Consider the following 18,618-nt stretch of genomic DNA (forward strand, 5'->3'; position numbering starts at 1 on the left):
ACGACTAAAATACACAAATATCGCAGGTCAAACCCCATGAAGCAACGCTCGCCCATACGGATCCCGTGCTGTGAGGCACAACCTTTTCCAACATTTTGATCAATAAACCGACCGGTTGCGGCATGGGGGCGCAGAATCATCCTGGACAGTCGCTTTTCAAGTAGGGAAGTTCGACATGGTCTCAGTCGACACTGCGATCAAGGGCATACTGGACAGTTTTCCGGGAGGTTGGAGGGTGATTCGGGGGTCGGGGTGGACTCGATGTAGCGAACGAATGCCGGGCATCACGCGCCGACGTCGGCGCATACGAACCGGTTGGTACTCGCTGTAATGATCTCGGTGGCGGACCCGACGTACACAGCAATGCGGGTGTCGGAGTCACACCCTGCCGCCATATTCCATGGTCCCCGGGCCGAGCGCGTGTGAGCGCATCCACAACCGGCCCTCGGGCGTTTTGAGTTCCTGACATCACGTTGTTTGCTGGAGGTCGAAATGCGCCAATTGCACAGTGGCATCGGAAGCAATCCTGACCAGCCAGAATCGTTGCCAAGCGGCACATTTCATTCATCACACGAGGTCTTTCCGCTCACATCCGCGCAGCGGGGAATCTGGTTCGCCCAGCATCTCGCCGTCAACACACCCATATCCGTCGCCCAATACGTCGAGATCGTCGGCGAATTGGACGCCGAACTCCTGGCCGAAGCCTGCCGAACGGCCGGTCGGGAGTTCGGGTCGGGGCATACTCGTCTGGTCGAGATCGACGGCGAGCCATTCCAGTACGTCGACCCCGACAACGGCGCCTCGGTGTGGGTCGAGGACTTGCGACAGGAAGCCGATCCGGTCGCGACGGCGCATCGCAGGATGACCGAGGACTATTCCGCTCCGCTGGATCTCGTGCGCGACTCCCTCGTGACCGCCATTGTCTTCCAGGTCGGCGACGACCATTACCTGTGGTATCAGCGGGCGCACCACATCGCGCTCGACGGATTCGCCGCGGTGACCATGCTGCACCGCATGACCGAGCTGTACAACGCGTGGATCGCATCCGAGGAGCCCCCCGCCTGCGTGGCCCAGGACCTGCGGCTGGTCGCCGAACAAGATCTCGCGTACCGGGATTCGACGCGGATGGAGAACGATCGCGCCCACTGGATGGAGCATCTGGCGGGCGCGCCGGCGGTCGCCAGTCTGGCGGCCCATGTCAACAGGCCCACCATTCATCCGACGCTCGTCAGTACCGAACTCGCCGACGACACCGCGCACCTGCTCGATACCGTCGCGCTCGACCACGACAAGAGCGTCACCCCGATCATCGTCGCCGCATTCGCGGCCTATCTGGCGAGAATGACCGGCAACGACGAAGTTCTCCTGAGCCTGCCCGTGTCGGGCCGGCATTCCGCGGTATTGCGACGTTCGGGCAGCATGGTGGCCAATGTGGTCCCGTTGCGCATCCGGGTCGCGGATCGCACCGTCGGCGAACTGATCGCGGCGGTGAAAAGCGAATTGACCAGCGCCCTCCGGCGGCAGCGGTATCGCCAGGAGGACATATTCCACGATATGGGGATCGCACGCGACGAGGCCGCCTCGTTCGGCCCCGCCGTGAATCTCATGATGGTGGAGAACGAAGTCGTCCTGGGCGAGACGACGGGCCGTTTGCACGTGCTCACCTCCGGCCCCACCTCCGACCTTTTCGTCAACATCTACCCGGGCGCGGGCAAAGAGAGCACTCTTATCGACTTCCAGGGCAATCCGAATTCCTACAGCCACGACGAACTCGCCGGTCACCATCGGCGATTCCAGATGTTCCTGCACGAATTCCTGGCGGGCGGATCCGACGGCCGGATCGGCGGCCTGCCGCTGCTCGACATCCAGGAACGCGACGAGCTGCTGCCCGTCCGCGGGCCCAGCGCCGTCGACACCCGCCTGCTGCCCGACATGCTGGCCGAGAGCGCCCGCCGGAACCCGGACGGCTGCGCGATCGTCTCCGACGGCCGGAGCATGACCTACGCCGAACTGGACTCCGAGTCCTCGCGGCTGGCCCGGCAGCTGATCGCGCTGGGCTGTGGCCCGGACACGGCGGTGGCGCTCATGCTGCGCCGGTCGACCGATTCGGTGGTGGCGACCTGGGCGGTGGCCAAGAGCGGCGCGGCCTTCGTGCAGATGGCCCCCGACTACCCGGCCAAGCGGATCGAACACATGGTCACCGACAGCGGTGCGACCGTGGCGATCACGGTGAACGCACTGCGCGACACCCTCCCGGCGGACCTGCGTCAAGTAGTGCTCGACGACCCCTCGACCCTGGCTCTGTCCGACGCCGCGGACGGGCCGATCTCCGACCTCGACCGCAGCCATCCGCTGCGGCCGTCCAATGTCGCCTACATGACCTACACCTCGGGTTCCACCGGAACACCGAAGGGCGTGCAGGTCACGCACACCGGTCTGGCGAATCTGGTCGCCGACCGCGCGGCCACGTTCGGCATCGACACGACTTCCCGTGTGTCCTATGCCCTCTCCCCCAGTTTCGACGCCTCCCTCGAACAGTTCCTGACCTGCTTCGCGACCGGGTCCACGCTGGTGGTCGTGCCGCCCGAGGTGGTCGGCGGCGACTCGCTCACCCAGCTGCTGGCCGACGAGCACGTGACCCACCTGACGCTGACGCCCACCATGCTGGCGACGGTGGATCCGGAGCTGCCGACCGATGTGCGCGTGGTCGTGGTGGGCGGCGACGTCTGCCCGCCGCATCTGGTCGAGCGCTGGACGCTGTCGGCGGCCATGTTCAACGAGTACGGGCCCACCGAATCCACCGTCACCGCCGCGGGAGCGATGCTGAAGCCCGGCCAGGCGCACACGATCGGCGGCCCGATCCGCGGCGTCGAGGCCATGGTCCTGGACCGTGCGTTGCAGCCCGTGCCACGGGGCACGGTCGGCGAGTTGTATCTGGCCGGACCGGGATTGGCCCGCGGCTACAGCCACCGATTCGTCGAGACCGCCGCCCGGTTCGTCGCCGACCCGTACGGCGGCACCGGTGCGCGCATGTACCGCACCGGCGATATCGCGCGCTGGACCGGACAGAACGGCGACACCGCCCTCGAACTGATGGGCCGCAGCGACTTCCAGGTCAAGATCCGTGGCTACCGGATCGAGCCGGGCGAGGTCGACGCCGCGCTCACCATCCACGAGGCCGTGGATCAGTGCGTCACCGTGCCGGCCCAGAACAATGTCGGCACCACCGTGCTGGCGTCGTATGTCGTGCCGGTCGACGGCCGCGGTGTCGACCCGGCCGAGATCCTGCGCTTCGCCCGCGAAACGCTGCCGCCGCACCTGGTTCCGGCGATCGTGCTGCCCCTGGACAGCCTGCCGATGAACGCCTTCGGCAAGGTGGATCGCCAAGCGTTGCCGAAGCCCGAGTTCGGGACCGCGGCCTCCGGGCGGGCCCCGGCGACCGAGCGGGAGAAGACGATCGCGGCGCTGTTCGCCGAGGTGCTCGGCGTGCCCCGGGTCGGGGCCGACGACAGCTTCTTCGTCCTGGGCGGCGACAGCATCCTGTCGATCCGCCTCGTGGCGCGCGCCAAGGCCGAGGGGCTGAGCTTCTCCACCCAGGATGTGTTCGTGCACAAGACGGTCGCGGGTCTGGCCGCCGCGGCCACCGAGGCCGGCGACGCACCCGGGCTGGCCGAGCTGCCGGGTGGCGGCGTCGGGCGGATGCCGTTGTCGCCGATCATGCACGCCATGCTCGATCGCGGCCATTACGACCGCTTCGCGCAGGCCGCGCTCGTCGAACTCCCGGACGGGGTCGATCGAGCAGGTCTGGTGCGCGCACTGGGCGCCCTGATGGACCGCCACGACATGCTGCGCGCGGTCCTGCGGGGCGTCGGAACGGACGGATACGTCGAGGTCCTCGAGCGGGACGCGGTCGACCCGGACGCTTCGCTGCACGAGGTGCGCCTCGGACGGCGCGACGCCGAGGAGATCGACCGTCATCTCCAGGACGCCGCGGATCGATTGGATCCCGGCAACGGCGCCCTCGTTCAGGCCGTGTGGCTGCGGGACGACCGCGTTTCGGGTCCCGACCTGCTGTGGCTGGTGATCCACCATCTCGCCGTGGACGCGGTGTCGTGGCGCACCGTGCTCACCGATCTCGCGCAGGCCTGGACACAGGGCGGCGAACCGCAGTGGGGTCCGGCCACCACCTCGGTGCGGCGCTGGCTGCACGGTTTGGCCGAGCAGGCGCAGGGCAGGCGCGCGACCGAACTCGAGCACTGGAAAGACGTTCTCGCGCACGAGGATCGACTACTCGGCTCGCGTCGCCTGGACCCGGCCGTCGACACCGGCGCCACCGCGGGCCGGATCCACGAACGGATTCCGGCGGCGGTGACCGAGGCGGTCCTCACCACCATCCCGGACCGATTCCATTGCGGCGCCAACGATCCGCTGGTCGCGGCCCTGGTGCTGGCTCTCGCGGAGTGGCGGCGCCGGCGCGGCGTGACCTCGACCGGCGAGTCGATCCTGTTGGAGGGCCACGGCCGCGAGGAGCAGGCCGTCCCGGGCGCGGATCTGGGCGCCACCGTCGGCTGGTTCACCACCCGCTTCCCGATCCGCATCGAATGGGACGACCTCGATCTCGACGACGCCCTGGCGGGCGGCCCGAGCGCGGGACGGGCCATCAAGCTGGTCAAGGAGCAGCTGCGCGCGGTGCCGGGCAACGGCATCGGCTTCCCCATGCTGCGGCATCTCGATCCCATGGGCCGCGCCGAACTCGCGCACCTGCCCAAACCGCAGATCAGCTTCAACTACCTCGGGCGCGTGGGTTCGGGTGAGCGGTCCGGGCCGTGGGCCCCGACCACCGAGTTCACCGCGCTCACCGGCACCAGCGATCCTGCCATGGCGCTGGCCGCCCTGCTGGACGTCAATGCCATCGCCGAGGCGGGCGCCGACGGGCTCGAACTCGCTGTGACATGGGAATTCGCGTCCCAGGCGCTGGAAGCCGAGGACGTCGAGGAGCTCGCCGACCTGTGGACCCGCGCGCTGGAGGCGCTGGCCGATCACGTCCGGTCCATGACCACGCGCAGCTACACGCCCTCCGATTTCCCGCTCGCCACCGTCGCCCAGGACCAGATCGACCGGTGGCTGCGCGAATACCCCTCGATGACCGAGGTGTGGCCGCTGACCGCCCTGCAGTCGGGGCTGCTGTTCCACACCATCTACGACCGCGGCGGCGAGGACGGCTACATCGTGCAGGCCGCGCTGACGTTCGACGGCCACGTGGACGGCGAGCGGATGCGGCGGGCCGCCCAGGTCCTGCTGGATCGGCACGACAGCCTGCGGACCGCGTTCGTCGAGACCGACGCCGGGCCGCGTCAGATCGTGTTGCGCGACACCACCGTCGAGTGGGCCGAGTCGGATGTCAGCCTGATCGACGAGCGGGACGACGCGCTGCGGGACATCGCGCGCAACGCCGCCGCCCCCTTCGATCCGGCGCGTCCGCCGCTGGTGCGTTTCCACCTCGTGCGCACCGGTGTCGAGCAGTTCCGGTTGCTGGTGACCAATCACCATCTGGTGCTGGACGGCTGGTCGATGCCGCTGCTCATCCACGAGTTGCTGACGCTGTACAGCTCCGACGGCGACACCGCGGGTCTCGCGCCCGCGCGGTCGTTCCGCGAATACCTGCGCTGGCTCCAGGAGCAGGACGCCGACGCCACGGCCGCCGCGTGGCGGCACATGCTCGCCGGGATCGACCGGCCGACGCGGATCACGAACGGTCCCGAGCGGACGGTCACCGCGGACGCGGGCGAGGTGGGTCTGAACCTCGATGCCGCCACCTCCGCCGCGATTCTCGACCTCGGCCGCACGCACGGCGTCACCCCCAATACCGCCCTGCACGTGGCCTGGGCGCTGCTGGTGTCCGTGCTGGCCGGGCGGCCGGATGTGGTGTTCGGCAATACGGTGTCGAACCGTCCGCCGCGGATCCCCGATGTCGAGCGCATGGTCGGGCTGATGGTGAACACGCTGCCCGTGCGGATCCGGCTCGAGCCCGGCGAAACCGTCGGCGACCTGCTGGTGCGGGTGCAGTCCGAGCAGGCCGCGATGCTGGACCACCAGCACATCGGCTTGGCGGAGTTGCAGCGGGTATCCGGGATCACCGACATGTTCGACACCGCGACGGTGCTCGAGTCCTACCCCTTCGATCGGGAGCTGCTGGCCCACGACCTCTCGGCGGCCGGTTTGCGGCTGGTCGAGATCGACGCGCACGACGCGACGCCGTTCCCGTTGAGCCTGCAGGTGACCCCGCCGCGCCCGGGCGGCGACGGCGGAGCCGATGCCGGAACCTATTCGGTGACACTGAAATTCGCCACCGACCGCTTCGACGACAATGACGCCCACCAGCTGCTCGGTCGCTTCGAGTTGCTGCTCATGCAGCTCGTCGACGATCCGGCCGCCACGGTCGCCTCGATCTCGTCCTGCTGGGATTCCGAACGCGCCAAACTGCTCTCGGTCACCGGCGGCGAGCCCGCCCCCGAGCGGGCGCTCCGCGACATCCTGTCCGCGACCGCTCGCCGATACCCCGACGCCGCGGCCATCCGGTACGGCGACACCACGTGGACCTATCGGGAGCTGGACGAGCGCGCCGACACGTTCGCCCGCCGACTGATCGCCCACGGCGCGCGTCCCGAGTCGACGGTGGCGCTGGTCCTGCCCCGCTCGGCCGAGCTCTTCGTCGCGATCTGGGCGGTCGCCAAGACCGGCGCCGCCTTCCTGCCTTTGGATCCCGGCAACCCGGCCGCGCGGATCGGCGAGCTGCTGTCCGACTCGCACACCCGGCTGGGTGTCACGACAAGCGCTGTCGCACAGCAGATTCCGGCAGACATGGAGTGGCTGACGCTGGACCTGTCGACCACCGACGCCGAGGAGCTACTCCCCCACCCGCCCGAGGCGGACCTGACGGTCGACCACGCCGCGTACGTGATCTACACGTCCGGCTCGACCGGCACGCCGAAGGCGGTCCACCTCGAGCACCGGGGTCTGGCCGATCTGGTCGCGGCGCAGGCCGACGCCTTCCGGCCCACCCCGGATTCGCGGGTGCTGCAGGTCGCCTCGCCCGGATTCGACGCCTGCGTGTCGGAGATGCTGCTGGCGCACAGCAGCGGCGCGTGCCTCGTGGTCGCGCCGCCGGAGGTGTACGCGGGCATCGACCTGGAGGAACTGCTTCGGTCGCAGCGGGTTTCGCACGCGATCATCACGCCCTCGGTGCTCAACACCATGGATCCGTCCCACCTGCCGGCGCTGACCACGCTGGCCGTGGTCGGTGAGGCGGTCGGGCCCGACACCGTGAACCGGTGGGCCCCCGGCCGACGGCTCATGAACCACTACGGTCCGACCGAATGCACCGTCTGGGCAACGGGATCCGACGATCTCGCGGCCGGCGACCCCGTCACCATCGGCGGCCCGATCATCGGCGCGTCCGCGCTGGTGCTGGACCCGTGGCTGCGACCGGTGCCGGTCGGCGTCGCGGGCGAGCTGTACGTCGGCGGCCCGGGCCTGGCCCGCGGTTACCTCGACCGCCCGGGGGTGTCGGCGGCCCGGTTCGTCGCCGATCCGCGGTCCACCCGCGGCGAACGGCTCTACCGCACCGGCGATTCCGTGCGCTGGGTGCGCGGGCAGGGTCGTCTGGCGCTGGAGTACCTGGGTCGCATCGATCAGCAGGTCAAGATTCACGGCCTGCGCATCGAGCCCGGCGAGATCGACGCCCACATCGCGCGTCACCCCGCCGTGTCCAGCGTCGCCACCGTGACCGTCGACGGGCCCACCGGCGAACCGCTGCTGGTGTCCTATGTGGTGGCCGCGCCCGGCGAAGCGGTCGACGTGACCGCCATCGAAGGCGATCTGGCCGGCAGCATGCCGCGCTACATGAATCCCGCCGCGATCGTGCGACTCGAGGAGATGCCGCGCACACCCACGGGCAAGGTCGACCGAAGAGCCTTGCAGCAGCGCGCCTTCGAGGTGGGCGCGACCGGCGGCAGAGCGCCGTCGACCCCCGCCGAGCAGGTGATGGCACGGCTCTTCGCCGAGGTGCTGCACCTGGAGTCGGTGTCCGCCGACAGCAACTTCTTCGCCCTCGGCGGCGACAGCATCGTGTCCATGCGGCTGGTGGCGCTGGCGCGGAACGCCGGGCTGACGCTCACTCCGCGAGATGTCTTCGAGGGCAAGACGGTTGCCGCCCTGGCCGCGATGGCCGACGGCGAGTCGACCCCGACCACCGTCGAGGAGCCCCCGCGGCCGGCGACCGCGCATCACGCGTATCGCGCCGCGGGTACCCAACTAGTCAAGCTCACCCGCCAGGACATCGATCAGCTCGAGCGGCAGTACCCCCGGCTCTCCGATGTCTGGCCGTTGTCGCCCATGCAGTCCGGCATGCACTTCCACACGATGTTCGACCCGGACGCGGACGACGGCTACACCGTCCAGACCATGATCGGCTTCGCCGGCGCCGTCGACGCCGACCGGCTGCGGCGAGCCGCGCAGGCTCTGGTGGACCGGCACGACATCCTGCGGGCCGCGTTCGCGGATACCGCGGCCGGGCCGTGCCAGGTCGTGGTCGACCGCGCCGAGATCCCGTTCCGGATGGTCGATCTGGCCGCCGGCGGCGAGGACGGCCCGGCCGACGCGGCGTCGATCGCCGCGGCGGACGCGGCCGAGAGCTTCGACCTGGCGGCCCCGCCGCTGCTGCGCCTGACCCTGATCCGGCTCGGCGCGGAGTCCTACCGGCTGCTCGTCACCAATCACCATGTGATCCTGGACGGCTGGTCGATGCCGCTGCTCATGGCCGAACTGCTCGACTACTACGGCTCGCCCGACCACATCGACGCCGCCGGACCGGCCCCCACCTACCGCGACTACCTGGCCTGGCTGGGGCGGCAGGACAGTGCCGAGTCCAAAGCGGCCTGGGCGCGGGAGTTCTCGGATGTCGACGCACCGACCCGGGTGTCCCGCGACGCCGACGCGGGCCCGACATCCTCCGGCGAGGTCGGGGCCGAGCTGACCGAGGACCGCTTCGGCGCACTGCGCCGGGTGGCCGCGGACGCGGCCGTCACCCTCAATACCGCCGTCAACGCGGCGTGGGCTCTGAACCTGCGCGTGCTCACCGGTGAGACCGACGTGATCTTCGGCGCCTCGGTCGCGGGCCGGCCCCCGGAATTGCCGATGGTCGACCAGACGCTCGGCATGTTCCTGAACACGATCCCGGTGCGCGTCCCGCTCGATCCCGCCATGACGGTGCGCGAATTGCTGAGCGAGATGCAGTCGCGGCAGGCCCGCATGCTCGAGCACCACCACATCGGCCTGCCCGAGATCCATCGCAGCGCGGGCCTGTCGGAGCTGTTCGACACCGCGATCACCTACCAGTCGTTCCCCGTCGACCGCTCGGCCCTGCAACGTCTCGTCGATTCGGCGGGCCTGCGGGTGACCGATCTCGACGGCGTGGACGCCGCCCCGTACCCGTTGAGCATGGTCGTGGAACCGATGCAGTCCGAGCGCGGCGAGGCGAACGGCCTGAAGATCATCTTGCGATTCCACGAACGGGTCTTCGACCACGACTCCGCGCGGCGCATTCTCGACCGCTTCATCGACCTGCTGGGCCGGATCGGCGCGCACGCCGGCACCCGGCTCGGCGAACTGCCCCTGGACCGGGAACCGCTGCCCGCGTGGCCGGAATCGGCTGCCGAGGCGGCGATCCCGGAGACCCTGGATCGCATTCTCGCGGCCTCGGTGATCGCCGACCCGGATACGGTCGCGGTGCGCTGCGGCGCGGATTCCCTGACCTACCGCCAGCTCGACGACCGATCCACCCGGCTGGCGCGAATCCTGTTGCGGCGCGGCGCCCGACGCGGACAGGTGGTCGCCTCGGTGCTGCCTCGCTCGCTGGCGGCCACCGTCACCCTGTGGGCGGTGGCGAAGACGGGCGCGGCGATCCTGCCGATCGATCCGACGCTGCCCGCCGAGCGGATCGAATTCCTGCTGTCGGACTCGGGCACCGTGCTCGGCCTGACCGACGGGTCCGTCCGCAAGCGCCCGCCGGACGGCGTCGACTGGCTGCTGCTGGACGGAGCCCAGGCGCTGCACGCCCTGGACTCAGTGTCGGGCGCGCCGATCACCGATGCCGAACGCGGAGCGCCGATCCGGCGCGAGCAGGTCGCGTACGTCAGCTACACCTCCGGCTCGACCGGAACACCCAAGGGCGTGCTGGTGAGCCATCGCGGCCTGGCCGATATCGTCGCGGCGCAGCGGCGGCGGTTCGGGGTGGACCCGATGTCGGTGGTGCTGCAGGTCGCCTCGCCCAGCTTCGACGCGTCGGTGTTCGAGCTGCTCATGGCGCACGGGTCGGGCGGCCGGCTGGTCGTCTCCCCCGGCGAGATCTACGCCGGGCCCGACTTGGCGGAACTGATCGCGCGCGAACGGGTTTCGCACGCCGTGGTGACGCCTTCGGCGCTGGCGACGGTCCCGGCCGCCGGCCTGGACGGGCTGCGGCTGCTGGCGACCGCCGGTGAACCCCTCGGCCCCGAACTGGTCGAGCGGTGGGCTCCCGGGCGCACCATGGTCAATCTGTACGGGCCCAGCGAGACCACCATCTGGGCGACGGCCACCGACGCGCTGACGCCGGGTGCCGCCATCACGATCGGCCGACCGGTCGGTCCTGTCGCGGCCGCGGTGCTCGACACCTGGTTGCGGCCGGTGCCGCACGGTGTCGCGGGCGAGCTCTACCTGTTCGGCGCGGGCCTGGCCGACGGCTACGTCGCCAGGACGGCCTTGACCGCGGCCCGCTTCGTGGCCTGCCCGTTCGGCGAGCCCGGTCACCCCATGTACCGCACCGGCGACGTGGTGCGCCGCACCGCCGACGGCGAGTTCGAGTTCCTGGGCCGCAACGACTTCCAGGTGAAGGTGCACGGCACCCGCATCGAACTCGGCGAGATCGACGCCGCGCTGGGCGCGCGACCCGAGGTCGCGTACGCGGTCACCGTGCCCCGCCACGATCCCGGACGGCCGGTCCGGCTGGTGTCCTATGTCGTGCCCGCGGCCGGGGTCCAGCTGTCGGGCGCGGAACTGCGTGCGGCGCTGGCCGAGTCGCTGCCCCGGATCATGGTGCCGTCCGCGGTGATCGTGCTCGACGAGGTGCCGCTGACCGCCAACGGCAAACTCGATCGCGAACGACTACCCGAGCCCGTCGCCGTCACCCGCGTATTCCGAGCCCCGACACCGGGCGCGGAGGAACTGGTCGCGCGGATCTACGAGCGGGTCCTCGATGTGGCCGGTGTCGGCGCCGACGACGACTTCTTCGAACTGGGCGGCGACTCGCTCAGCGCCTCGCTGGTCGCGGGACGGCTGGGCGCCGCCCTGCAGGTGCAGGTGCCGGTGCGCTCGATCTTCGAAGCGCCGACGGTCGCCGAATTGGCCGCCCGCACCTGGACATTCAGTGACTCCGACCGGCTGCCGCTGCTGCCCGGCACCCATCCCGACCCGGTGCCGCTGTCGCTGGCCCAGCAGCGGATGTGGTTCCTCAACCGCTTCGAGCCCGAATCCCCGGCCTACAACATCCCGGTCATGCTGCGGTTGTCGGGATCGCTGGACACCGAAGCCCTCGCGGCCGCGCTCACCGACGTGGTCACCCGCCACGAGGTGCTGCGGACGGTCTATCCCGAATTCTCCGGCGAGCCCCGGCAGGTGGTGCTCGACGAGCCCGCGACCGCGGTCGAGCAAAAGCGCGTACCCGAGGAGGCCGTCGCCGAGGTGGTCGGTGAGTTCGTGCGCCGCGGATTCGACGTCACCACGACCGTTCCGATGCGGGTGGGCCTGTTCGAACTCGCCGAACACGACGATGGCACAGGCGATTTCCTGCTGGTGCTGGTGGTCCATCACATCGCCGGTGACGGCCAGTCGATGGGACCGCTGGCCCACGACGTGATGACGGCCTACGCCGCGCGCACCGCCGGGCACGCGCCCGAATGGAAGCCGCTCACCGTGCAGTACGCCGATTTCGCGTGGTGGCAGCGCGAGATGCTCGGCGCCGCCGACGATCCGGCCTCGCTGATGTCCGCCCAGCTGGAGTACTGGCGGACCACCCTCGACGGCGCGCCGGACCGGTTGGATCTCCCCGCCGACCGCCCGCGCCCCGCCGTCGCATCCCTGGCGGGCGGCCGGGTGCCGGTGCAGATCGACGCGGACCTGCACCGGCAGCTGGTCACCCTCGCGCGGTCGCGGGGAGCGTCGCTGTTCATGGTGATGCACGCCGCCCTGGCAACGGTGCTGGGACGGCTCGGCGGCGCCGACGACGTCGTGATCGGCACCCCCGTCGCCGGGCGTGGCGAACCCGGCCTGGAGCAACTGGTCGGCATGTTCGTGAACACGCTGGCCCTGCGCACCCGGGTCGACACCACCGAGCGGTTCGCCGAACTCCTGATGCGCGCCCGCGACACCGACCTGCTGGCCTTCGAGCACGCCGACGTGCCGTTCGAACGGGTGGTGGAGGAGCTGAACCCGGAGCGATCCGCGGCCCGGCATCCGCTGTTCCAGGTGGCCCTGGCATTCGAGAATCTGGCGACGGTCGAGGTGGCGCTACCCGGCGTCCGCATCGCCCGCGCCGAGGTCGATACCGGGGCGACCCAGTTCGACCTGCAACTCGTGCTCTCCGAGGCGGCCCCCGAGGCCGGTGTCGCACAGGGCATCTCGGGCATGCTGACCTTCGCTCGGGACCTGTTCGACGAGTCGACCGCGGCGGCGATCGTGCGCCGGCTGGTGCGGGTCCTCGAAGCCGTCGCCGCCGACCCAGCTGTGGTGGTCGGCGATATCGACTGGCTCGACGCCGACGAGCGCGCCGCGCTCACCTCCCGGGTCGGGCCGCGCACCGGCACCCGGCCGGAGCCCTCCGGACTGCTGCCGGAGGTGTTCGACACCGCCGTCCGGAACAACCCGCACGGCATCGCCGTCGTCGCCGGGGACACCGCGTTGACCTACGCGCAACTCGATGAACGCTCGAACCGGTTGGCGCGGTTGCTGATCGGCCGTGGCGCCGGACCGGAAACGCCCGTGCTGGTGGCGGCCGCGCGCTCGCTGGAGACCGTGGTCGCGTGGTGGGCCGTGGTGAAGTCGGGCGCGGCCTTCGTCCCGGTGGACGCCGGATACCCGGAGAACCGGATCGCGCAGATGGTGTCGGATTCGGCTGCGACACTGGGTGTCACGGTGTCCGCCGTCTCCGGCCGGCTGCCCGGATCGGTGGACTGGATCGTGCTCGACGACGCCGCTGTTGCCGAGCGCCTCGACGGGTTGGCGAGCGGGCCGGTCGGCGATCCCGACCGGCTCCACCCGATGCGCGCCGAGAACGTGGCCTACGTCGTCTTCACCTCCGGATCGACCGGAAAGCCCAAGGGCGTGGCCGTCACCCACAGCGGTGTCGCCGACTTCGTCGCCTCGTTCCGCGCCGACTTCGACCTCGGGCCGACCTCCCGGGTGCTGCGCTTCGCGTCGCCGTCCTTCGACGCCGCCCTGCTGGAGACCCTGATGGCGGTCAGCGGCGCCGGTGCGCTGATCATCGTGCCGACGGGCATCTACGGTGGCGCCGAGATGACGGAGTTCCTGCGCGAGGAGCGCGTCACCCACGCCTTCATGACCCCCGCCGCGCTGGCGTCGGTGGATCCGGCCGGGCTCGACGACCTACGGGTGGTCATGTCCGGTGGTGACGAGGTGTCGGCGGAACTGATCAACCGGTGGGCCGGAACCGATCTCGCGGGCGTCCGGATGTTCCGGGAACTGTACGGCCCGACCGAGACCACGATCGTCACCACGGCGACCGGGCCGCTGCGGCCCGGCGACCGGCCGACGATCGGTGTTCCGTTGCAGGCCGTGCGGGCGCTGGTCCTCGATGCCCGGCTGCGGCCGGTGCCCGTCGGGGTGGCCGGTGAGCTGTATCTGGCGGGCCCGTCGCTGGCTCGCGCCTATCTGGACAAGCCCGCCGCCAGCGGGTCCCGCTTCGTGGCACACCCGTTCGGCGAACCCGGCAGCCGCATGTACCGCACCGGCGACGTGGTGCGGTGGAACGCCGAGGGCGATCTGGAATTCCTGGGACGCAACGACTTCCAGGTCAAGATCCGCGGCTACCGGGTCGAGATGGGCGAGATCGACGCGGTCCTCGACGCGCGACCGGATATCGCCTACGCGATCACCACGCCGTGGCACACCGACACCGGGCCCACCCAGCTGGTCACGTACGCGGTCCCCGAAGCCGGGGCGAGCGTCTCCAGTGACCAGCTGCGCGCGGCCTTGGCCGAAGCGCTGCCGTCCTACCTGGTCCCCGCCGCGGTGATGATCCTCGACACCGTCCCGCTCTCACCCAACGGCAAGCTCGACCGTTCGGCGCTGCCCGCTCCCGTGGTGCAGGCCAAGCGATTCCGGGCCCCGTCCTCCCCCGCGGAGGAGATCGTGGCGGGCATCTTCGCCGACGTCCTCGACATCGACACCCCCATCGGCGCCGACGACGACTTCTTCGAACTGGGCGGCAACAGCCTGGTCGCCACCCGCGTCGCCGCCCGCATCGGCGCCGCGCTCGACGGAACCGTCCCGGTGTCGACCATCTTCGAGGCGCCGACCGTGGCACGGCTGGCCGCCCGCGCGGAATCCCGGGCCAATACCGGCCGGATCGGGTTGACCGCACAGCAGCGGCCGCAACGGATTCCGCTGTCCTACGCCCAGCAGCGCATGTGGTTCCTGAACCGGCTCGAGCCCGACTCGGCCGCCTACAGCATCCCGATCGTGCTGCGGCTCACCGGAGAACTGAACCTCGACGCGCTGCGCGCGGCCCTCACCGAGGTGGTGGACCGGCACGAGGTGCTGCGGACCGTCTACCCGTACGCCGAGGGCGAACCCTCGCAGGTCGTGCTGCCCACGGCACAGGCCATCACACCGATCACACCGACCCCGGTCACGGAATCGGAACTGGCCGAAGCGATGTCGGCGCTCGTCGCGACGGCCTTCGACGTCACCGTCGACGCGCCCCTGCGGGTCCGGCTGTTCGAACTCGGGCAGCACGAATGGGTCCTGGCCGTGGTCGCGCACCACATCTCCTGCGACGGCTCCTCCCTGGGCCCGCTCGCCCGGGACACCATGACCGCCTACGCCGCCCACCTGACCGGGGAGACCCCGGATCTGCCCGCACTGCCGGTGCAGTACGCGGACTACGCGATCTGGGAGCGTGCGGTGCTGGGCACCGAGGACGATCCTGACTCGCTCATCCGAGCCCAGATCGACTACTGGACCCTCGAACTGGCGGAACTCCCGCCGCTACTGGAACTCCCGACCGACCGGCCGCGGCCGCCCGTGCAGACCTACGCGGGCGCGACCGTACCGATCAGCATCCGCGCCGACCTGCACGCCGGATTGCAGCAGGTCGCGCGGGAGCACAATACGACGCTGTTCATGGTGGTCCACGCCGCGCTGGCGGCCACCCTGGCCCGGCTCGCCGATATGGACGACATCGCCATCGGCACGCCCTACGCGGGACGCGGCGAGCCCGAACTCGACGATCTGGTCGGCATGTTCGTCAACACCCTGGTGTTGCGGACCCGGCTGGCGCCGGAGATGACCCTCACCCAGCTGCTCGAGCATGTGCGCGGCACCGACCTCGCCGCCTTCGGGCACGCCGACGTGCCGTTCGAGCGGCTGGTGCAGGAGCTGAATCCGATGCGGTCGCACGCCCATCACCCGCTGTTCCAGGTGATGCTGGCGTTCCAGAACGTCGACAAGGCCGAATTCGAACTGCCGGGCCTCTCGGTCTCGGGCGTCACGCCCGATGCCGACACCGCCCTGTTCGATCTGCTGGTGTCCGTGCAGGACTCCTACGACGACAGCGGCGAACCGGCCGGAATCACCGGCGCGGTGACCTACGCGAGCGACCTGTTCGACGCGTCGACCGCGAGCACCATCGCCGATCGGCTGCTACGGCTGCTCGACGCCCTGGCGACCGACGCGACCCAGCAGGTCTACGACGTCGATCTGCTCGGGATCGAGGAGCGGGACACCGTTCTGCGGCACTGGAATTCGACCGGACACGACCTGCCCACCGACGAGACGCTCGCCTCGCTGTTCACCGACTCGGTGCGCGCCCACGCGGACCGGACCGCGATCGTGACCGCGGACGAGTCCCTCACCTACGCGGAATTCGCCACCCGGGTCAACCGGCTGGCGCGCTGGCTGATCGACCGCGGCGTGGGCCCGGAATCCCTGGTGGCGCTGCGGATGCGACGGTCCCTGGACCAGGTGACCGCCATGTACGCCGTACACACCGCCGGTGCGGGCTACGTGCCGATCGATCCGGACCTGCCCGACGATCGCATCGAGTACATGCTGTCGATCGCCGCGCCCGCGCTGGAACTGTCGACCCTCGACGGCCTGGACCTGTCCGGATTCGACGACGGTCCGGTGACCGACGCCGACCGGATCGTGCCGCTGCGACCGCACAACCTCGCCTACGTCCTGTTCACCTCCGGGTCGACCGGTCGGCCGAAAGGCGTGGCGGTGACCCATGGTTCGGTGGTGAACCAGGTGCGGTGGCTCGGCGGCACCTACGCGTGGTCGCCCGAGGACGTGGTGCTGCACAAGTCGCCCGCCACCTTCGACATGTCGGTGTGGGAACTGTTCGCGACCCTCGCCATGGGGGCGCGCATGGTGATCGCGCGCGCCGACGGGCACTCCGACCCGCTGTACCTCGCCGAAACCATTGCCGCCCAGCGGGTCACCATCACCGCGCTGGTGCCGTCGATGCTGGCGGTGTTCGCCGACGCGGTGCCCGCCGGATCCCTGGAATCGGTGCGGACGCTGCTGGTCGGCGGTGAGGCGTTCGGTCCCGACGTCGTCGCCGAGGCCCGGCGCACCATGCCCGGGGTCGAATTGCACAACCTGTACGGGCCGACCGAGTTCACCGTGTGCGCGACCTCGCATCCGGTCCAGGACACCGACAGCGGGAACATGCCGATCGGCGCACCCGCCTGGAACACCCGCGCCTACGTGCTCGACAGCCGGTTGCACCCGGTGCCGGCCGGTGTCGCGGGCGAGTTGTACCTCGCGGGCGTCCAGCTCTCGCGCGGCTACCAGTCGCGGCCCGGCCTCACCGCGGAACGGTTCGTACCCGACCCGTTCGGCGACGGCGGACGCCTCTACCGCACCGGCGACCTGGTGCGCTGGAACGACGACGGCGAACTGGAATACCTGGGCCGCACCGACTTCCAGGTGAAACTGCGCGGCCTGCGGATCGAACTCGGCGAGATCGAGGCGGTCCTCGCCGAGCATCCGAGCGTCGCCCGCGCGATCGCGCTGGTGCACACCACGGGTGCGGCCGAACACCTGGTCGGGTACGTGGTGCCCGCCGCGGGCGCGACCATCGACACCGCCGCGATCCTGGCGCACGCGGCGGGCGCGCTGACCGACTACATGGTGCCCACCACCGTGATGGCCCTGGACAGCTTGCCGCTCACGGTGTCCGGCAAGCTGGACCGCAAGCTCCTCCCGGAGCCGGTGCTCCCGGTCGGCGAGTTCCGCGAACCCTCGTCGTGGCTCGAGGAAGAAGTCGCCCGGGCCTTCGGCGCGGTGCTCGGCGTGGACCGGGTCGGCGCGGACGACGACTTCTACGCCCTCGGCGGCAACTCGCTGAAGTCGGTGCAGGTGGTCACCCACCTCCGCAAGGAGATCGACTACGAGGTGCCGATCCGGTGGATGCTGTCCGATCCCTGCCCGGCCGACCTGGCCAAGCGGATCGAATCCGGCATGCGCTCCGGCAGCACGGTCGACGGCACCGCGCTCGGCTTCGACGTCCTGCTGCCCATCCGGACCGGCGGCGACCAGCCTCCGCTGTTCTGCATCCACCCCGCCCTGGGCCTGTCGTGGTGCTACCACACCTTCGACCGGTACCTCTCCGGCGACCGGCCGATCTACGGCATCCAGACCCCGCAGATCACCGGCGAGGACCCGGGACCGACCACGATCGTCGAGATGGCGCGCCGCTACTTCGCGGAGATCCGCGCCGTGCAACCCCACGGCCCGTACCACCTGCTCGGCTGGTCCCTGGGCGGCGCGATCGCCCACCAGATCGCCGTCGAAATGCGGGCCGCCGGTGAGGAAGTCGCGCTGCTGGCGCTGCTGGACGCCGAGGCGAGCGGGATCGACCAATCCACGCTGCGCACCGTCACCGCGGGCGAGCTGATCAGCAACCTGGGTCCGGTCATGGGCGTCGACTACGTCAGCCCCGACGCGACCGCCCAGGAGGCCGCCGACCTGATCGAACAGCACCTCGGCACCGCGATGGGCATCGACGCCGCGCAGATCGAGCGCCTGACCGACGCCTACAACCTGGCGATCCGGGCCGCCAGCACCTGGCAGCCCGCGGTCCTCGACGCCGACATGCTCTACTTCACCGCCACCCGCGACCGGCGGGCCGACGCCGCCGGACACGCCGGATGGGCCGACGTTGTCAGCGGCCGGATCTCGGCCTTCGACATCGATGCGGCCCACCTCGCGATGACCGACCCGGGCGCGGTCGCCCAGATCGCCCAGATCCTCAACGCCCACCTGGAGTGCTGAGGATGCTCG

General features: G+C 70.4%; 1 pseudogene. It reads left to right on the plus strand.

What is annotated here, in order from left to right:
- Positions 1–582: 582 nt before the first annotated feature.
- Positions 583–18,609: pseudogene (locus ABZ382_RS01880) on the plus strand (amino acid adenylation domain-containing protein); the annotation flags it as partial.
- Positions 18,610–18,618: the final 9 nt, after the last annotated feature.

It is taken from the genome of Nocardia sp. NPDC005825, assembly GCF_040630175.1.
Taxonomy (GTDB): domain Bacteria; phylum Actinomycetota; class Actinomycetes; order Mycobacteriales; family Mycobacteriaceae; genus Nocardia.